Annotated in this window: 13 protein-coding genes; 3 read left to right on the top strand and 10 right to left on the bottom strand. The window is 71.4% G+C overall.

From position 1 onward, the window contains the following. Nucleotides 1–136: 136 nt before the first annotated feature. The 3 genes from ACQUQD_RS16360 to ACQUQD_RS16370 all read right to left on the bottom strand — a co-directional run bounded on the left by ACQUQD_RS16360 (nucleotide 137) and on the right by ACQUQD_RS16370 (nucleotide 3,793). The gene (locus ACQUQD_RS16360) at nucleotides 137–2,434 is read right to left on the bottom strand and encodes an ATP-binding protein (RefSeq protein ID WP_428952816.1); all 2,298 of its coding nucleotides are present in this window, start codon (nucleotides 2,432–2,434) and stop codon (nucleotides 137–139) included. A gap of 128 nt (nucleotides 2,435–2,562) precedes the next feature. Next, nucleotides 2,563–3,237, bottom strand: coding sequence for an HAD family hydrolase (locus ACQUQD_RS16365; RefSeq protein WP_428952817.1), 675 nt, complete (start codon nucleotides 3,235–3,237; stop codon nucleotides 2,563–2,565). A 40-nt stretch (nucleotides 3,238–3,277) separates the two neighbouring features. After that, nucleotides 3,278–3,793, bottom strand: a complete 516-nt coding sequence (locus ACQUQD_RS16370) for a DUF6912 family protein (protein WP_428952818.1) — start codon at nucleotides 3,791–3,793, stop codon at nucleotides 3,278–3,280. Nucleotides 3,794–4,103: 310 nt separating this feature from the next. Here ACQUQD_RS16370 and ACQUQD_RS16375 point away from each other — a divergent pair, with 310 nt between their 5' ends. Continuing rightward, the gene (locus ACQUQD_RS16375) at nucleotides 4,104–4,529 is read left to right on the top strand and encodes an Rv3235 family protein (RefSeq protein ID WP_428952819.1); all 426 of its coding nucleotides are present in this window, start codon (nucleotides 4,104–4,106) and stop codon (nucleotides 4,527–4,529) included. Between the two features lie 93 nt (nucleotides 4,530–4,622). Here the strand turns inward: ACQUQD_RS16375 and secA are convergent, their stop codons facing one another. Further along, the gene (gene secA / locus ACQUQD_RS16380; RefSeq protein WP_428952820.1) at nucleotides 4,623–7,430 is read right to left on the bottom strand and encodes a preprotein translocase subunit SecA; all 2,808 of its coding nucleotides are present in this window, start codon (nucleotides 7,428–7,430) and stop codon (nucleotides 4,623–4,625) included. 198 nt (nucleotides 7,431–7,628) lie between these two features. On the opposite strand from secA, the gene ACQUQD_RS16385 reads away from it, so the two are divergent. Then, nucleotides 7,629–8,201 (top strand): GNAT family N-acetyltransferase, encoded by a 573-nt coding sequence (locus ACQUQD_RS16385; protein ID WP_428952821.1) that lies wholly within the window; start codon nucleotides 7,629–7,631, stop codon nucleotides 8,199–8,201. A 30-nt stretch (nucleotides 8,202–8,231) separates the two neighbouring features. Further along, the gene (locus ACQUQD_RS16390; protein WP_428952822.1) at nucleotides 8,232–9,395 is read left to right on the top strand and encodes a winged helix-turn-helix domain-containing protein; all 1,164 of its coding nucleotides are present in this window, start codon (nucleotides 8,232–8,234) and stop codon (nucleotides 9,393–9,395) included. Between the two features lie 52 nt (nucleotides 9,396–9,447). Here ACQUQD_RS16390 and ACQUQD_RS16395 read toward each other — a convergent pair whose 3' ends face one another. From ACQUQD_RS16395 to mtrA, 6 genes are all read right to left on the bottom strand, one after another. Beyond that, entirely contained in the window at nucleotides 9,448–10,200 is a 753-nt protein-coding gene (locus ACQUQD_RS16395) for a response regulator (protein WP_428952823.1), read from the bottom strand. A 220-nt stretch (nucleotides 10,201–10,420) separates the two neighbouring features. Further along, on the bottom strand, nucleotides 10,421–11,113 hold the full coding sequence (gene hpf / locus ACQUQD_RS16400) for a ribosome hibernation-promoting factor, HPF/YfiA family (RefSeq protein ID WP_428952824.1): 693 nt from the start codon (nucleotides 11,111–11,113) through the stop codon (nucleotides 10,421–10,423). Nucleotides 11,114–11,449: 336 nt separating this feature from the next. Beyond that, the gene (locus tag ACQUQD_RS16405) at nucleotides 11,450–12,235 is read right to left on the bottom strand and encodes a ComF family protein (protein ID WP_428952825.1); all 786 of its coding nucleotides are present in this window, start codon (nucleotides 12,233–12,235) and stop codon (nucleotides 11,450–11,452) included. Nucleotides 12,236–12,443: 208 nt separating this feature from the next. Next, a complete protein-coding gene (locus tag ACQUQD_RS16410; protein WP_428952826.1) occupies nucleotides 12,444–14,297 on the bottom strand; it encodes an LpqB family beta-propeller domain-containing protein in 1,854 nt (617 codons plus the stop codon). Beyond that, a complete protein-coding gene (gene mtrB / locus ACQUQD_RS16415) occupies nucleotides 14,290–16,467 on the bottom strand; it encodes an MtrAB system histidine kinase MtrB (protein ID WP_428952827.1) in 2,178 nt (725 codons plus the stop codon). Before mtrB ends, ACQUQD_RS16410 begins: the two co-directional genes overlap by 8 nt. Nucleotide 16,468: 1 nt before the next feature. Further along, nucleotides 16,469–17,158 carry a two-component system response regulator MtrA gene (gene mtrA / locus ACQUQD_RS16420; protein WP_199836122.1) on the bottom strand — a complete coding sequence of 230 codons (690 nt, stop codon included), beginning with the start codon at nucleotides 17,156–17,158 and terminating at the stop codon, nucleotides 16,469–16,471. Nucleotides 17,159–17,161 lie beyond the last annotated feature (3 nt).

The raw sequence follows: 17,161 nt of genomic DNA on the forward strand, positions 1-17,161 counted from the left end.
CGTGTCCTTCCCGGACCATGCGGCACGTGTACAGCTAAGCGGCACCCGCCTGACCGGTGCATCGGTATCGCGCGAGACACGTATACGCATGTCGGCCCGGTGAGCGGGACTCCGTATACCTAGAGCCGGACCCGCCCTAGGGCCGGTCCGAGTTCTCCAGGCCGGCACCGGCGACGGCGGCCACCTCCGTGCGGGACCCCACCCCCAGCTTGGCCAGGATGTGCTCCACATGCGCGTCGGCGGTCCGCTTGGAGATCACCAGCCGCTCCGCGATCTCCCGGTTGGACAGCCCCTGCGTCACCAGCGCGGCGACCTCCCGCTCGCGCCGGGTGAGCGCGTCCACCCCGGCGCGCCGGGCCGCGGGCACCGGCGCGGCCCCCGGCGTCTCGGCTCCCGAGCGGACGGCGTCCAGCACCCGGCTGCCGGAGAGCCGCGCGCCCACCTCGTTCCACCGCCGGAACTCCGCGTCCCCGAGCGCCAGCCGCACGGCTCCGCGCACGGTCTCCTGCTCGTGGAAGAGCGAGGGCAGCATGCCCACCGGGTCGCCGCCGAGCCGCCGGGCGTTCTCCGCGTAGCCGAGCAGCCACGCCGCCCGCACGTACCGCTCCTCGTGCGCGGCGGACCAGGCGAGCACCAGGCAGCACATCGCGGCGACGAGCACCTCGTCGATCTCGGCGGCGGCCTCCAGTCCCTGGCACAGGGGCCCGAGGGCCGCTTCGCGCTCGCCGCCGAGCCACAGCATGAGGCCCTGCACCATGAGCGTGGAGCCGAGCAACTGGCGCTCGCCGGTGCTCTCCAGGTACGCGAGGCCCGTGCGGCACAGCTCCAGGGCGCTCTCGGTGTCGCCGAGCACGCCGAGCACCACGGCGGCCTCGTAGTGGATGACGCCGATGCCGAGCCCGTCGCCGCGCGCCAGGATCCGCTGCCGCGCGTCCTCCAGCGCCACGAGCCCCTCGGGCTCCCCGCACAGCGCGGTCAGCCCGCCGAGGTAGGCGTCGCAGAACAGCTCCACGCGGTCCGTCCCCGACTCCCGGGCCACCTCGACGGCCCGGTGGAACAGCTCCAGGGCGCCGGGCAGATCGCCGGTCCACACCGCGGCGAGGGCCACCATGAAGCGCCCCCACGCCTGCTCCTCGCCCACCTCGTCGAGGAGCGCCAGCCCCTTCTCGATCCAGTACCGGCCCTCGGAGATCCCGCCGACCGCCCGCCAGTACGGGCCGAGCTGAGCGGCCAGCCACACGCCCTGCGCGACCGACTCCGGCCGCTCGTAGGCGTATTCGAGCGCGGCCCGCAGGTCGGACTTCTCGGCGCGCAGCACCCGGTAGTGCGCGGGCTGCGCGGGCGTGAGGTACTCGTCCCAGTAGCGCTGCCCGAGGTCCCGGTAGTACGCGAAGTGCCGCCCCCGCACGGCGGCCGCCTGCCCGGACTCCGCCAGCCATTCGGCGCCGTACTCGCGGATGGTGTCGAGCAGCCGGTAGCGGCTGCCGTTCTCACCGATGCGCTGGACGACGGACTTGTCGACGAGCCCGATCAGGCACTCGAGCACCTCGCCGCCGCCCAGCTCGCCTCCCGCGCCGACCACTTCGGCGGCCGACAGCTCGAAGGAGTCCGCGAAGACGGAGAGCCGCGCCCACAGCAGCCGCTCCTTCGGCGTGCACAGCTCGTGCGACCAGCCGATGGCCGTGCGCAGCGTCTGGTGCCGGGTCAGCGCGGTGCGCCGCCCGCCGGTGAGTACCTCGAAGCGCTGCCCGAGCCGCTCCACCAGCTGCTCCAGGGGTACCGCCCGCAAGCGCACCGCGGCCAGCTCCAGAGCGAGCGGGATCCCGTCCAACCGGCTTGCCAGCGCGGCGAGTTGCGCGCGGTTGGCGTCCGTCACCTCGAAGCCGGGGACGACGGCCGCGGCCCGCTGCACGAACAGCTCCAGGGCGTCGTCGGGGCCGAGCGGCGCGATGGCGCAACAGTGCTCGCCCGGCACGTCGAGCGGCTGCCGGCTGGTGGCGAGGACGCTCACCCCGGCCGCCTCCCGCAGCAGCACGTCGGTGAGCATCGCGCACGCGTCGACGAGGTGTTCGCACGTGTCGAGGACGACGAGCAGCTGCCGCCCCTGCAGATGGGCGACGACCGCGTCGAGGGGCTCCATGCCCGCCTGCTCGGGCAGTTGGAGCACCGCGGCGAGCGTCACCGGGATCAGCTCGGGGTCGCGCAGCGCGCTCAGCTCGACCAGCCACACCCCGTCCGGGAACCGCTCGGCGAGCCCGGCCGCCGCCCGCAGGGCCGTACGGCTCTTGCCGACACCGCCGGGTCCGACCAGCGTGACCAGCCTGGCCTGCTCGAACGCGCCCTGCACCTGCGCGAGTTCGGCCGCCCGGCCGACGAACGTGGTGACCTCGACCGGCAGTTGCCCGCCACGCCGCTGCCCGAAGCCGAAACCCATGCTCCCCGTCCCCCCGTCGCGCCCTGCCACACCACCGAACTCTCACCACAGAGTACGCAGCGCCCTGCGGAGCGTGAACGAAGTCGGCGCAGAAGCCCCGGAAGACCACTCCGCGGAGAAGATCCGGCTCAGGCCGCGGCGGCGATCCGCTCCGCCTCGCCCACCGCCTCCGCGAGCGTGTCCACGACGGGCACCCCCACCCCTTCGAGGCTGGCCCTGCTGTGCGAACCGCCGGTGTAGAGCACGGCCCGCGCGCCCGCGCCCAGCGCGGCGACCGCGTCGTCCGCGGCGTCCCCGATGACGACGGTCCGCTCCGGCGCCACGCCCCGCAGCGCGCCCAGGTGCCGCACCATGTGCTCGGCCTTGCTGCCGCCGGACGGGCCGGTGCGCCCGTCGACCCGCACGAACCGCTCGGTGATCCCCAACTGCCGTACCAGCGGTACCAGTTCCTCATGCCCGTACATGCTGAGGATCGACTGGCTGCGCCCGGCGTCCTGCCACCCGGCGAGCAGCAGCTCGGCGCCCTCGGCGAGGCCGCACGCCACGGAGTGCCGCAGGTAGTGCCGGTGGAACGCCTCGTCCATCACGGCCCATTCGGCATCGGTGGGCAGCCGCCCCATCAGCCGCTCGTAGAACTTGGGCACCGGCACGCAGTACAGCGCGCGGTACTTCTCCAGCGTGATCGGGGCGAGCCCGATCTCCTCGAAGGCGGCGTTGGTGGCACGGATGATGGCATCGTTGTCGTGGAACAGCGTCCCGTTCCAGTCCCAGACGATGTGCGCGCCGGCTATGTGCTTCCCCATGCCCTAGAACGTACCCCGTGCGCACTGGGCCCCCACGAGCTCAGTCGCCGCGGCCCACCAGGCTCGCGATCTCCTGCGTGGCGAACCACAGCAGCTCGTGGTCCTCGGCCCCGTCCACGACGAACTGGGCGTCGTCGTCCCCGTGATCGGCGGCGCCCAGCGCGGCCGCGGCGGCCGCGACATCGGCCTCGGCGTCGTCGGCGTCCACGTGCACGGCGGCGGCCTTGGCCAGCACCACGGCCTCGCGCACGGTCACCTCACCGAGCGCGGCCGGGTCGAGCCCGCGGTCGGGGTCGGCGACGGCGGCCCGGTCCGCCACATCCACGGCGACGACGACCCGCCGCCGTGCCGCGTCGGGCTCACCGGCAAGCAGCCGCAGCGAGGCCAGCGCGGCGCGGTTGAGGGCCGCGTACTCCAGCTCCTCGATGTCGTCGGACAGGTACCACTCGCGCAGCGCGGGCGTCACGGCGTAGGCGGTGAGCGGCGCGGGTCCCAGCTCGCCCGTCTTGTACGCCTCTGCGAGTCGAGGCAGGGACAGAGGTACGTACACGCGCATGACGGGCCGCTTTCGTCGTCTTCGGAGCCGGCCCCATGGCCCAGGGTGCCGATGGGGCCTTCAGGATACGTGCGGGAGTCCCCCTTCGGACTGCCGGCCGGACCCCGCGCGCACGTCAACGGGGTTCCGCCGATTCACCCGCCCGCCCCTTGCGGCCTCCGGCCCGTCCGCCGCCCGGCCACTCGGATAGGTGAACCGCCCGCCCCCGGCCTGCCCGGCCCGGCGTCCCTTGCGGGGCTCTCGACGGACCCCGTACAAGATCACCAAGCAAAGTTACCGACTGGTATCCGGAGGCGCTGTGCAGAAGGTGATGACCAGGCGGGGTCCCCGCGCGACCACCCGGCCCCCGTCCCGCCGGGACTCCCGGCGCCCGGCCGACCGCCGGGTCCCGCCCCAGGCCCCGCCGCACCCCACGGAGCTCTTCACCCAGCGCCTGCTCCTGGTCCTGTCGGGCCACCGGCCCCCGCACTGGTTCGCCCGCCACACCGCCCATCAGGCCTACGAGGACCTGCTGTGGCTGGTGGCCCGCCGCTCCCTCGGCACCGGCGGGCCCCGCCCGACGATCCACCGCATCGGCCACTTCGAACCGTCGAGCGGCACCTACGAGGTCTTCGCCCGCATCACGGCGGGCTCCCGGCTGCACGCCCTGGCCTTCCGCCTCCACCTGTCCCACGATCAGCGCTGGCGGGTCACCGCGGTGGAACTGGACGGCCGCCCGCCCCGCGAGACGTTCTAGACACGGCACACACTGCACACGCCGCACACGCTGGACACGCTGGACACGCGGAAGGGCCGGGCACACCGTGCCCGGCCCTTCAGGAAGCGATGGTCACTTCTTGCGACGACGCCCCTTCGACTGCTTCCTGCGCTCGGCCCGCGTCAGGCCGTCCGCCTCGGAGCGCAGGGGACCGTCCTCGGTCACGAAGTCGCCCTCGTCGACACCGCCCTCGGCGTTCGGCGCCTGGAAGTGCAGCCGGTCGGGACGCTGCGGAGCGTCGAGCCCCTTGGCGCGGATCTCCGGACGCGGCCCGGCCTGCGCCGGCACGGCGTCGGCCTTGTCCAGCGACGTGGGCGCCGCGTCCTCCACCGGGACCTCCTCGACCTGCTGCTCGACCTGGACCTCCAGGTTGAACAGGTAGCCGACGGACTCCTCCTTGATGCCCTCCATCATGGCGGTGAACATGTCGAAGCCCTCGCGCTGGTACTCGACCAGCGGGTCCTTCTGCGCCATGGCGCGCAGACCGATGCCCTCCTGGAGGTAGTCCATCTCGTAGAGGTGCTCACGCCACTTGCGGTCGAGCACGGAGAGCACCACGCGGCGCTCCAGCTCACGCATGATCTCGGAGCCGAGCTGCTCCTCGCGCCCCTCGTACTGCGCGTGGATGTCGTCCTTGACGGCCTCGCCGATGAACTCGGCGGTGAGACCGGCACGGTCCCCGGCCTCGTCCTCCAGCTCCTCCGTGGAGACCTTGATCGGGTAGAGCTGCTTGAAGGCGCCCCACAGCCGGTCGAGGTCCCACTCCTCGGCGAAGCCCTCGGCGGTCTCGGCGCCGATGTAGGCGTCGATGGTGTCGTCCATGAAGTGCTGCACCTGCTCGTGCAGGTCCTCGCCCTCCAGGACGCGACGGCGCTCGCCGTAGATGACCTCACGCTGCCGGTTGAGCACCTCGTCGTACTTCAGGACGTTCTTACGCGTCTCGAAGTTCTGCTGCTCGACCTGCGACTGCGCGGAGGCGATCGCCCGCGTCACCATCTTGTTCTCGATCGGCACGTCGTCCGGCACGTTGGCCATCGACATCACGCGCTCGACCATCTGCGCCTTGAACAGGCGCATCAGGTCGTCGCCGAGCGACAGGTAGAAGCGCGACTCACCGGGGTCGCCCTGACGGCCGGAACGACCGCGCAGCTGGTTGTCGATACGCCGCGACTCGTGCCGCTCGGTACCGAGGACGTAGAGCCCGCCGAGGTCCTTGACCTCCTCGAACTCCGCCTTGACGGCCAGCTCGGCCTTCTCCAGGGCGGCGGGCAGCCGGGCCGCCCACTCCTCGACGTGCTCGACGGGGTCGAGACCCGCCTGGCGCAGCTCGGCCTCGGCGAGGTCGTCCGGGTTGCCGCCGAGCTTGATGTCGGTACCACGGCCGGCCATGTTCGTGGCGACGGTGACGGCGCCCTTGCGGCCGGCCTGCGCGACGATCGTGGCCTCACGGTCGTGCTGCTTGGCGTTGAGCACCTCGTGCTGGATGCCGCGCTTGGAGAGCTGCTGCGAGAGGTACTCGGACTTCTCGACCGACGTCGTACCGACGAGGATCGGCTGGCCCTTCTCGTGCTTCTCCGCGATGTCGTCGACGACCGCGTCGAACTTGGCGACCTCGGTGCGGTAGATCAGGTCGGCCTGGTCCTTGCGGACCATCGGCTTGTTCGTCGGGATCGGGACGACGCCGAGCTTGTAGATCTGGTGGAACTCGGCGGCCTCGGTCATCGCCGTACCGGTCATGCCGGAGAGCTTGTCGTAGAGGCGGAAGAAGTTCTGCAGGGTGATGGTCGCAAGGGTCTGGTTCTCGTCCTTGATGTCCACCCCTTCCTTCGCCTCGATCGCCTGGTGCATGCCCTCGTTGTAGCGGCGGCCGGCGAGGATACGGCCGGTGTGCTCGTCGACGATCATGACTTCGCCGTCGATGACGACGTAGTCCTTGTCCTTCTTGAAGAGTTCCTTGGCCTTGATGGCGTTGTTCAGGTAACCCACGAGCGGGGTGTTCACCGACTCGTAGAGGTTGTCGATACCCAGCCAGTCCTCGACCTTGGCGACACCGGGCTCGTGGATCGCCACGGTCCGCTTCTTCTCGTCGACCTCGTAGTCGCCGGTCTCCTCGATGCCCTTCAGCTGGTTGCCCGCCTCGCCCTTCTTCAGGCGCGTGACGAGCCGGGCGAAGTCCGCGTACCACTTGGTGGCCTGGTCGGCGGGGCCGGAGATGATCAGCGGCGTACGGGCCTCGTCGACGAGGATGGAGTCGACCTCGTCGACCACCGCGAAGTTGTGGCCGCGCTGGACGAGCTCGTCCTGGGACCACGCCATGTTGTCGCGCAGGTAGTCGAAGCCGAACTCGTTGTTCGTGCCGTACGTGATGTCGCAGTTGTACATCTCACGGCGCTGCGCCGGCGTCATGTTCGCCAGGATGCAGCCCACGCTCAGGCCCAGGAACTTGTGGACGCGGCCCATCATCTCGGAGTCGCGCTCGGCCAGGTAGTCGTTCACCGTGATCAGGTGGACGCCCTTGCCGGACAGCGCGTTCAGGTAAGTGGGCAGCGTGCCGACGAGGGTCTTGCCCTCACCGGTCTTCATCTCGGCGACGTACCCGAGGTGGAGGGCGGCGCCGCCCATGAGCTGCACGTCGTAGTGACGCTGGCCGAGCACACGCTTGGCGGCCTCACGGACGGTGGCGAACGCCTCGGGCAGCAGGTCGTCGAGGGTCTCGCCGTCCTCCAAGCGCTGCTTGTACTCGTCGGTGAGGGCCCGCAGCTCGGCGTCGGAGAGGCTGACGAAGTCCTCTTCGATGGAGTTGACCTGGTCCGCGATGCGGTGCAGCTTGCGCAGGATCTTGCCTTCGCCTGCACGCATGATCTTCTGGAGGACGGACACGGGGGTTGGTCTCCTTGCCGGTCGGGCCTGGCACGGTCGGTTACTCAGGCGACAGCCTGAGCAACGGCCATCGTATGCGAGGACCCCACCGCGCCGGGAGGTCTGCCATCAGGTCCAACGGACAGGGGCCCCGGAAGGTGCCGGTAAGGGACACGAAAAGTGGTGACATCCCTCCCTGTCCCCGAGCAGAATCGGGCGATGGACCCCGTGACGCTGACCACCGGCCGCCTGCAGCTGCGTACCTTCGTGCCCGCCGACATCGACGAGGTGTGCGCGGCGGTCCAGGACCCCGAGATCCAGCGCTGGGTGCCGGTTCCCTCTCCGTACGCGCGCGCGGACGCGGAGTACTTCGTCCTGCGCGTGGTCGCGGACGGCTGGCGCACCGACACCGAGTACACCTTCGCCGTGCGGGCCGAGGAGCACGGCCCGATCCTCGGCGCGGTCTCGCTGCACCACCCGCGCGCGGGCAGCTGGGAGATCGGTTTCTGGACGGCCAAGGAGCACCGCGGCCGCGGTTACATGACGGAAGCCGCCCTGGGCCTGGCCCGCTGGGCCTTCACTCAGCTCGCCTGCACACGCCTGGAGTGGCGCGCCGAGGTGGGCAACGTGGGCTCGCGCACGGTCGCCGAGAAGGCCGGCTTCACGATCGAGGGCGTGCTGCGCTCGGGCCTGCTCAACAAGGAGGTGCTGCGTGACTGCTGGATCGGCGCGCTGCTGCCCTCGGACCTGGGCCTGCCGTGCCCGCTGCCCTACCTGCCGACACCGGCCTGACTGTCAGTGGCTGCACCTATCGTTCGGGGCATGACGACCTTGCCGCGTCCCGCCGCCGATCTGTCCGCCGACGAAGCCCGCCGCATCGCGCTGCGCGCCCAGGGCTTCCTCGGCGCCCCGGACCGCCGGGGAGGGGTCCGCGGAGTGCTGCGCCACCTGGGCGCGGTCCAGCTCGACACGATCTCGGTGCTGGCCCGCTCGCACGAGCTGATCCCGTACGCGCGTCTGGGCGCGGTGGGCCGCAAGACGATCGAGGCGGCCTACTGGACCGACCGTCACGCTTTCGAGTACTGGTCGCACGCGGCCTGCATCCTGCCCGTCGAGGAGTGGCCGCACTTCGCGTTCCGCCGCCGCGCCTACCGCACCCGGCCGCACTGGCACCACGACCTGCCCGACGGCGCGTACGACCAGGTGATCAAGCAGCTGCGCGCCGAAGGCCCGCTCACCGCGACGGAGTTGGGCGGCGCGAAGAACAAGGGCGAGTGGTGGGACTGGTCGGAGTCGAAGGTCGCCGTCGAGCGCGCGCTGATGTACGGCGAGGTGGTGTGCGTCGAGCGCCGCGGCTGGAAGCGGGTCTACGACCTCGCGGAGCGCGCGATCCCCGCCGAGCTGCTCCATGACGACCTGGACGACCAGGAGTGCGTGCGCCGCCTGGTGCGTCAGGCGGGCGAGGCGCTGGGCGTCGGCACGCGCGCGGACATCGCGGACTACCACCGTCTGAAGAGCGAGCAGTTCGACGCGGTGATCCAGGAGACCGGCCTGGTCCCGGTGACGGTCCAGGGCTGGTCCAAGCCGGCCTGGGCCGACCCGGCGGCCCTGGCGTCGGCCCCGCGCGGCCGCCATCGCACCACGCTCCTGTCGCCGTTCGACTCGCTGATCTGGGAGCGGGCGCGCACGGAGCGGATCTTCGGTTTCACCCACCGGCTTGAGGCCTACGTCCCCAAGCCGAAGCGGGTCCACGGCTACTTCGCGATGCCGGTCCTGTCCGGCGGCCGTCTGGTGGGCCGTGTCGATCCGGCGCGCGAGGGAGCCACGCTGGTCGCCAAGCAGGTGTCCCTGGACGGCGCGAAGGCGGTCCCTGCGGTGGCGGGGGCGCTGCTGGAGGCCGCGGCCTGGGTCGGCTGCGACAGCGTCCGGGTGGAGCGCGTGGACGCGGCAGCGCTCAAGCCCGCCCTGGTGAAGGCGCTCACCTGAGCGGGGCCGCCGGGCGCGCCGCCGGAGACGGCTGCGGGCCGGGCCTGTCCGGCTAGCGGATCTCCAGGATCTTCTCCCGCATCGCGTAGACCACGGCTTCCATCCGGGAGTGCAGCTGCAGCTTCTCCAGGATGTTGCGCACATGGTTCTTCACGGTGTTCTCGGAAATGAAGAGCTCCTTGGCGATGTCCCGGTTGTTCATGCCGGTGGCGACGAGCTTGAGCACCTCCAGCTCCCGGTCGGTCAGCCGGGGCGCGGGCACGAGCCGGCGCTCGTCGGTGCGCTGGATCATCGACTTGAATTCGGTGAGCAGTTTCGACGCCATCGACGGGCTGATCTGCGACTGCCCGTCGGCCACCGCGCGAATGGCCGTGGCCACCTCGTCGGTCGAGATCTCCTTGAGGAGATAACCGGTCGCGCCCGCCTTGATCGCGTCGTAGAGATCGGCTTCCTCGTCGCTGATCGTCAGCATGATGATTTTGGCGCTGGGCGCCACCTCCTTGATGGAGGTGCACGCCTCGATTCCGCCCCTCTTGGGCATGCGTACGTCCATGAGGACGATGTCCGGCAGCAGGTCGGCCGCCTTGTCCACCGCCTCAGCACCGTCGCCGGCCTCGCCGACGACCTGGATGTCCTCCTCGGCGGCGAGGACGATCTCCAGCCCGCGCCGGAACAGCGCGTGGTCGTCCACCACAAGGACCCGGATGGGCTCCTCGCGCGGGGAGCCCGCGTCCGGTCCCATGCCGGCGCCGCCGTCGGCAGCGCCGGCGTCCTCGCCCCGCATCGGTCCGAAGCTGTCCGCCATCGTTCCTCCCCCTGAAGGCCGTGGCCCGTCTTCCTGTGCCGCGCCAACCCGAGGCGCCGCCACGCCGGTTGACCCGGCTCGGCCATGATTTCATGCCGCGGTGCCCGCGCGACGACGGTGCGGTGCAAGTGGGGGTCGCACGATGGTGCCCCTGGGGGCGCACGCGCGCTCCAGGGGCACCGGATGAGTGTGTTTTCGGACAGTCCTGCCCGAGCGGGGCTCAGCCGATGGCGTCGCCGGCGTCGGCGCTGTGCACCTCGGCGACCATCGGGTCGGTGCTGAGGTGGATGACGCCGTAGTCGTAGGCGTGGCGCCGGTAGACGACGCTCGGTTCCTTGGTCTCGGAGTCGACGAACAGATAGAAGTCGTGCCCGACGAGCTCCATCTCGTAGAGCGCCTGGTCGAGCGTCATGGGTGCCGCCACGTGCGTCTTTTCGCGCACGACGATCGGGCCTTCGCCCTGGACCTCGAGCGATCCCATCCTGGTGATCGGTACGCCGTCGGATTCGGTCTCGTCCTTGGCGACCGTGCCGTCCCCGTTGAGCGTGGCGGCGTCCGGGACGCGCTCGGCGACCTCGGCAGCCGAGATCCGCTTCGTGCCGCGTCGCGACGACCGCTTGTCGTGCTGCTTGCGCAGCCGCGCGTCCAGCTTTTCGGTGGCGAGGTCGAGCGCCGCGTACGGGTCGTTCGCCGAGGCCTCCGCCCGGATCACCGGGCCGCGCGTGCGCAGCGTGATCTCCACGCGGTCGCACCGGTCGGCCTGTCGGGGGTTGGGCTCCTTGGACACCTCGACGTCGAGGCTCATCACCTTGCCGTCGAGCTTCTGGATCTTCTCCAGGTTCAGCTTCTCGGCCACGTGCTTGCGGAACCGCTCCGGCACCTCGGTCTTGCGGCCCTTGACGACGATGTCCACGCAGAACTCCGTTCCCGGATAGCTCCGCTCCTGTGGCGGAGCATCTCCCTTTTGCACCAGACTCCGGCCACTTCCGGAGCCTCGGACTCGGTGACTTCCACCTCCTCCTCCCCCACGAACAAGATCTCCACCCCACCGGACCGGGTGATTGCGAAATCTCTGTGCAATCCCACGGCACGGCATTCCGATATGCGAGGCACGGTGGCTGCCTTTCTTCGCCAAGTTCCTCACAACCGAACATATCTCGCCCGGACGGATGTCGTCACCCTCTACTGGCGCGTACCTCCATTCAGGTGAAACAACCCTCTCGTTACCTGCAACGACGCAGATTGCTGGTCAGTTCCGGTTTATTTCGAAGGAATCCGGAGACGCCGCGATCACGGCTGCCCGGACCGGGCTCTGGCATGCCATTCCAGGACCTGTCCGGGAGCGTTCCCGACCCGCTCCGCCTTCTCCGCTACCCGATGTCGACGGCATCAAGGCACCTATTGCGCGCGCCGCCTCCGCCAACGAAGCGCCGGTCGTCATGAGGTCGTCGACCAGCACGATCCGGCCAACTTCCGTGAGCAGCCCACCGCTCCCGCCCACCGCCTCCAGCGCACCGGTCACATTGGCGAGCCGCTGCCGGGCGTCGAGCCCCGCCTGGTCGGCCACCGCGCGCCGCTGCCGCAGCACGGCGAGCACCCTGGCGGGTACGCCCGTGCGGCGCAGCTCGGCGGCCGCCGCGTACGCGATCCGCCGCATGGGGTCGTGCCCGCGCGCCCGCACGGCACGGGGTGCCGAGGGCACGGGTACGAGCGCCACGGCTACCGTGCCGCCCGGCTCCCGGCTGGGCAGCCCTTCGCGCACCGCTCCGGCGAGCGCGGCGCCGAGCGGCCGGGCCAGGCCGAGGGCGCCCCGCTCCTTGTGGGCGAGGAGCACGGCCCGCGCCGCGTCCCGATACGGCGCGGCGGCGTGCACGACGGGCAGCCCGGGCGGCTCCGGGCGCGGCCGCACCCGTCTGGGCACGGCGCCGCGCAACGCCGCCGAGCACCGCGCACACAGCGCCGTACGAGACCTGCCGCAGCCTGCGCACTGGGCCGGCAGCACCAGATCGGAGAGGTCCTGCCACCACGCCCGCATACCCACCACTGTGCCAACATGCGCGCCAGGCGACCACCCCTGTGGACAACACCCTGTGGACAACTGGGCAGTAACGGACGGACGTTGCCGACGGCTGCCCGAGAGCCGCGCGGGGCTCGTGTCCGCCCGCCGCTCCGCCGGCCGGCCGGCCAGCCGCAGTCGGACGCACAGCTCCGCGCCGGAACAACTCCCCCACGGCGCGCGGGCACTACCCCGGGTAGACCGGCGCCGTTCCGTCCTTCAGCACGGACTGCCACGCGGCGCCCGAGGGCAGCCGCACGATCCCGTCGTCGGAGTGCGCCAGCAGCGGCAAGGCGTCGTTGTCGGACGCCGCGATCTCGCTCACCCGGGTCAGCCCCGGCAGGGCCTGCCCCGTCGGGCTCGACCCGTCGGACTGCACGTACCGCATCTGCTGCAGCCCGCCGGCCTCCCGGCCGACCACCACGAGCCGGCTGCCGCCCGCCCAGGACACGGCCGTGACGTCTTCCATCTCCGGTGCGGCGGGGCGCAGTCCGGCGATCGAGAAGGCGGTGCCGCCGTCCCCGTCGGACTCCCGCTCGACCCGTCCGATCCGCAGCGACGTCGTGCCGTCCTCCTTGACCAGCAGCGCTGTCCGCGCGCCGTCGGCCGACATCTTCACCGCCTCGATGCGGGCGCCGTCGGCGAGTCCCTCGACGTCGACCTCCTGCATCTTGTCGCCGAGGCCCTGTCCGAACACCAGCAGCCGAGGATGCTTCGGATCGCGGTCGGCGACCCACAGGTCCCCGCGCCCGTCCCAACTCGGCGTGGAGAAGCCGTCCTTCTCACCGGCGGCCTGGCTGCGCGCCAGCGCGTCGCCCAGCGACGCGCCGTTGACGAACGAGGCCACGTACAGCGAACGTCCGTCGTTCGACACGCCCGCGGCGCGCTCCTGGTCGCGGGAGACCGCCACGGACCGCAGTCGCTGCTCGCCCTCGCCCAGCGGCCCCGGCACCCGCACCGGATCCCGGTCGGAGCTGCTGTTGTTGGGCATCCGCACGAGCCGGCCCTTGTCGTCCAGGAAGTACGGGGCGTCCGGTCCGGCGGACGACCGCGGCGCCGCCAGGGCGTCGGCCGCCCCCTCGTTCAGCGCACACATGAAGCGGCCGTCGGCGCGCTGGAGCTCGACCTCGTTCACGCTCGAGGACGACAGGTCCCGCAGCGAGTAGAGCAGTTGGGCCGCCATCTGCTTGCACTTGGTCGGCGTCGCCGCGTCCGCGTACTTGTTCAGCGGCACCGTCAGCTTGTTGTCGTCGTCCGGGGCCAGCGAGTCCACGCCGTCCTTCAGAGCCGAGTTCGTCGGGAACGACGTCCGCACCGAGTACTTCAGCCAGCGCGTCGGCCCGGCGAGCACCTCCTTGACCGTCTCCGTCAGCGGATCGGTCCACTGCCGCACGAAGACGGGGTCGGCGACGAGCTCCTGCCGGGGAGGACCGTCGCCGGACTTCGAATCCACCGCGTAGTAGTACTTGTTGACGGACTGGTAGATCCGCTGGAAGTCGGACTCGCTGAGCACGACGCCCGTCGGCACGGTGTCGATCCGCCACTGGGTGCCCTTGGCCGTCTCGACCTGGGACAGGTGCAGGTCCTTCTGGTACTGGTTCGTGCGCGGCTCATAGGCCTGCTGCTGGTCGACCGTGGCGACCTGGCGGCCCGTCAGCCGGAAGGTCCGGCCCTCGTCGCCCGCGTTCTGCTGGCTGACCGGCCGGGTGTTGGGGCCGTCCGCGAGGACGACGGTCCGCTGCCCGGGACGCCAGTTCTTCGCCGCCTTCGGCGTCAGATACTTGCGCGCCATCGCGTACGAAGGGTCGTCGCTGGTCAGCGACTCCAGGAAGCCCTCGACGATGTTCGCGGGGCTGGCCCCGTCCTGCGGCGGCAGCGCGAAGACGCGCACCTGCGAGTCCGGCCGCTGCGACGCCTCGACCGCTTCGAGCCCGCCGCTGTCCGGCATCGACGCGCATCCGGCGAGCACGATCACGCCGCATCCGGCCAGCGCACCGGCCCGTACCGCACGCCGTCGACGCGGCGCCCGCTGCTCACTCATGACCGCCGTCGCTCCCCTCGGCGCGCTCTTCCCGATCCGCGGTGCGGCGCCCGCCCACGGCCACGTCCCCCCGCCACGCACCGGAGCCGGTGCGCGCCTCGTCCCTGCCGCTCACGTCCCGGTCCCCAGCGTCCGCCGGCTCGGCCGGGCCCGCCTCGCCGACGCGTTCACCCGGCTGGTGCGGCACGCTCACCGCGCCGTCGCCGCCGTGCGCACCGCCACGGGACACCACGCGCGCGCCGTTGCCCGGCAGCGCCGTCGGGTCGGCGGGCACCGCCGCCTGCTGGAAGCGCGGCGCGATCGGGGCCTTCGACGGCGCGGACGGCGTCTGCGCCGGCACCGTCGCGAGCTTCCTGCCCTCGCCCTGCGGCGGCTCCGCGTCGTCCGCGGTACGGCCGCGCCGCGAGTCCTCGGGCTCCAGCGGTATCGGTGAACCGCGCAGGGCCTCGTCCGCCGTCCGCGGCAGCGTGAGCCGGAACTGCGAACCACCGCCCGGTTCGCCCCACGCCTGCAGCCAGCCGCCGTGCAGCCGCGCGTCCTCCAGGGCGATCGACAGGCCGAGCCCGGTGCCGCCGGTGGTACGCGCGCGTGCCGGGTCGGCCCGCCAGAAACGGCTGAACACCCGGGTGGCCTCGCCCGGCTTGAGCCCGACCCCGTAGTCGCGCACCGCCACGGCGACCGCGCCGCCCGCGGCCGCGAGCCGCACCACGACGTCCTTGCCCTCGCCGTGCTCCACGGCGTTGACCACGAGGTTGCGCAGGACACGCTCCACGCGGCGCGCGTCCGCCTCGGCGACCACGGGCTGGTCGTCGCCGACGATCCGGATGTGGGTGCCCTTGCGCTCGGCGAGCGGTTCGGCGCCGCCGACGACCCGCCGTACGACCTCCCGGAGGTCTATCGGCTCGGCCTCCAGCGCGGCGGCCCCCGCGTCGAACCGGCTGATCTCCAGCAGGTCCGCCAGCAACGACTCGAAGCGGTCCAGCTGATCGGCGAGCAGCTCCGCGGACCGCGCGGTCACCGGATCGAAGTCGACCCGTGCCTCGTGAATGACATCGGCGGCCATCCGCACGGTCGTCAGCGGCGTCCGCAGCTCGTGCGACACGTCCGAGACGAACCGTCGCTGCATCCGCGACAGGTCCTCCAGCTGCTGGATCTTCAGATGCAGGTTCTGCGCCATCTTGTTGAAGGCTTCGCCGAGGCGCGCGATGTCGTCCTCGCCGGTCACCTTCATACGTTCCTGGAGGCGTCCCGCCGAGAGCCGCTCGGCCACTCCGGCCGCCATCCGCACCGGCGTGACGACCTGCCGCACGACGAGCCAGGCGATCGCCCCGAGCAGCACGACCACGAAGAGTCCGGCGGTCGCGAGCGTGCCCTTGACCAGGCCGAGGGACTTCTCCTCCTGCGTGAGCGGGAAGAGGTAGTACAGCTGGTAGGGGTTGCCCTGGGGGTCGGTGAGCTGTTTGCCGATCACCAGGCCGGGCTGCGAGGGCTGGCCGTCTGTGTAGACGATCCGCGTGTACTCCTGGGACGCGCTGGTCGTCCGGTCGACCTGGGCCCGCAGATCCACGGGCACGCTGCGGTCCGGCTCCACGCCACCGGAGCCCCGCGGCGCCCGCCCGCTGCCGCTGCCGACCTCGCTGGAGCTGAGCGTCACCACGTCGAAGGCGCCCTTGCCTCCGCTGGAGAGCTGGGTGGCGAGATCGCTCATCCAGGTCTTGGGGATCGGGGTGCGGCTGTCATCGGACAGCCCGTCCCGCGTCCCGGCCACCGCCGAGTCGGCCCGGTCCTTGGCCGCGCGGAAGCCGCCCTCGGCCTGGCTCTGCGACGCCTTCACCTTGGCGTCCAGCAGCCCGTTGCGTACGGAGCCGATGACGACGATGCCGAGCAGCAGCACGACACCGAGCGACATCAACAGCGTCGTGACGACGACCTTCAACTGGATGTTGCGCCGCCACAGCCGCATCGCGGGCAGCAGCGGGCGCCGCACCCAGCGCATGAACAGGCGCAGCACCGGGCTGCCGTTCATCCCGCCCTGGAGCAGCAGCCCGCCGTCCATGACGCGGCGCAGCCAGGAGCCGCGCGCGGCGGCGGGCCCGGCCGCCGGTCCCACAGGCCGCTCCGAGCGAGACCCCGGCTTGCCGGGCGCCGAAGCGGCACTGTCCCGGGACACGTCAGCTCGGTCCGGCCTTGTAACCGACGCCACGGACGGTCACCACGATCTCCGGACGCTCGGGGTCCTTCTCGACCTTCGAACGCAGCCGCTGCACATGCACGTTCACCAGACGGGTGTCCGCCGCGTGCCGGTAGCCCCAGACCTGCTCGAGGAGCACCTCACGCGTGAACACCTGCCACGGCTTGCGGGCGAGCGCGACCAGCAGGTCGAACTCCAGCGGCGTCAGCGCGATCGACTGCCCGTCCCGCTTCACCGAGTGCCCGGCCACATCGATGACCAGGTCACCGATGGCCAGCTGCTCGGGGGCGGGCTCCTCCGACCTCCGCAGCCGCGCCCGGATCCGGGCCACGAGCTCCTTCGGCTTGAACGGCTTCACGATGTAGTCGTCCGCGCCCGACTCCAGGCCCACGACGACATCGACGGTGTCGCTCTTCGCCGTGAGCATCACGATCGGCACTCCGGACTCCGCCCGGATCAGCCGGCAGACCTCGATGCCGTCCCTCCCGGGCAGCATCAGGTCGAGCAGCACCAGATCGGGCTTGGTCTCACGGAAAGCGGCCAGCGCCTTGTCGCCGTCAGCTACGAACGACGGCTCAAAACCTTCACCACGCAGCACAATGCCGAGCATCTCGGCCAGTGCGGTGTCGTCGTCGACGACAAGGACTCGTCCCTTCATGGACCACATCATCCC

Origin of the sequence: Streptomyces sp. cg35 (assembly GCF_050410835.1) — a bacterium.
Classification (GTDB): domain Bacteria; phylum Actinomycetota; class Actinomycetes; order Streptomycetales; family Streptomycetaceae; genus Streptomyces.

Coding starts and splice junctions, on each gene's coding strand:
- ACQUQD_RS16360 (WP_428952816.1), bottom strand. CDS start 2,434: ATGGGTTTCGGCTTCGGGCAGCGGCGTGGCGGGCAACTGCCGGTCGAG.
- ACQUQD_RS16365 (WP_428952817.1), bottom strand. CDS start 3,237: ATGGGGAAGCACATAGCCGGCGCGCACATCGTCTGGGACTGGAACGGG.
- ACQUQD_RS16370 (WP_428952818.1), bottom strand. CDS start 3,793: ATGCGCGTGTACGTACCTCTGTCCCTGCCTCGACTCGCAGAGGCGTAC.
- ACQUQD_RS16375 (WP_428952819.1), top strand. CDS start 4,104: ATGACCAGGCGGGGTCCCCGCGCGACCACCCGGCCCCCGTCCCGCCGG.
- ACQUQD_RS16385 (WP_428952821.1), top strand. CDS start 7,629: ATGGACCCCGTGACGCTGACCACCGGCCGCCTGCAGCTGCGTACCTTC.
- ACQUQD_RS16390 (WP_428952822.1), top strand. CDS start 8,232: ATGACGACCTTGCCGCGTCCCGCCGCCGATCTGTCCGCCGACGAAGCC.
- ACQUQD_RS16395 (WP_428952823.1), bottom strand. CDS start 10,200: ATGGCGGACAGCTTCGGACCGATGCGGGGCGAGGACGCCGGCGCTGCC.
- ACQUQD_RS16405 (WP_428952825.1), bottom strand. CDS start 12,235: ATGCGGGCGTGGTGGCAGGACCTCTCCGATCTGGTGCTGCCGGCCCAG.
- ACQUQD_RS16410 (WP_428952826.1), bottom strand. CDS start 14,297: ATGAGTGAGCAGCGGGCGCCGCGTCGACGGCGTGCGGTACGGGCCGGT.
- mtrA (WP_199836122.1), bottom strand. CDS start 17,158: ATGATGTGGTCCATGAAGGGACGAGTCCTTGTCGTCGACGACGACACC.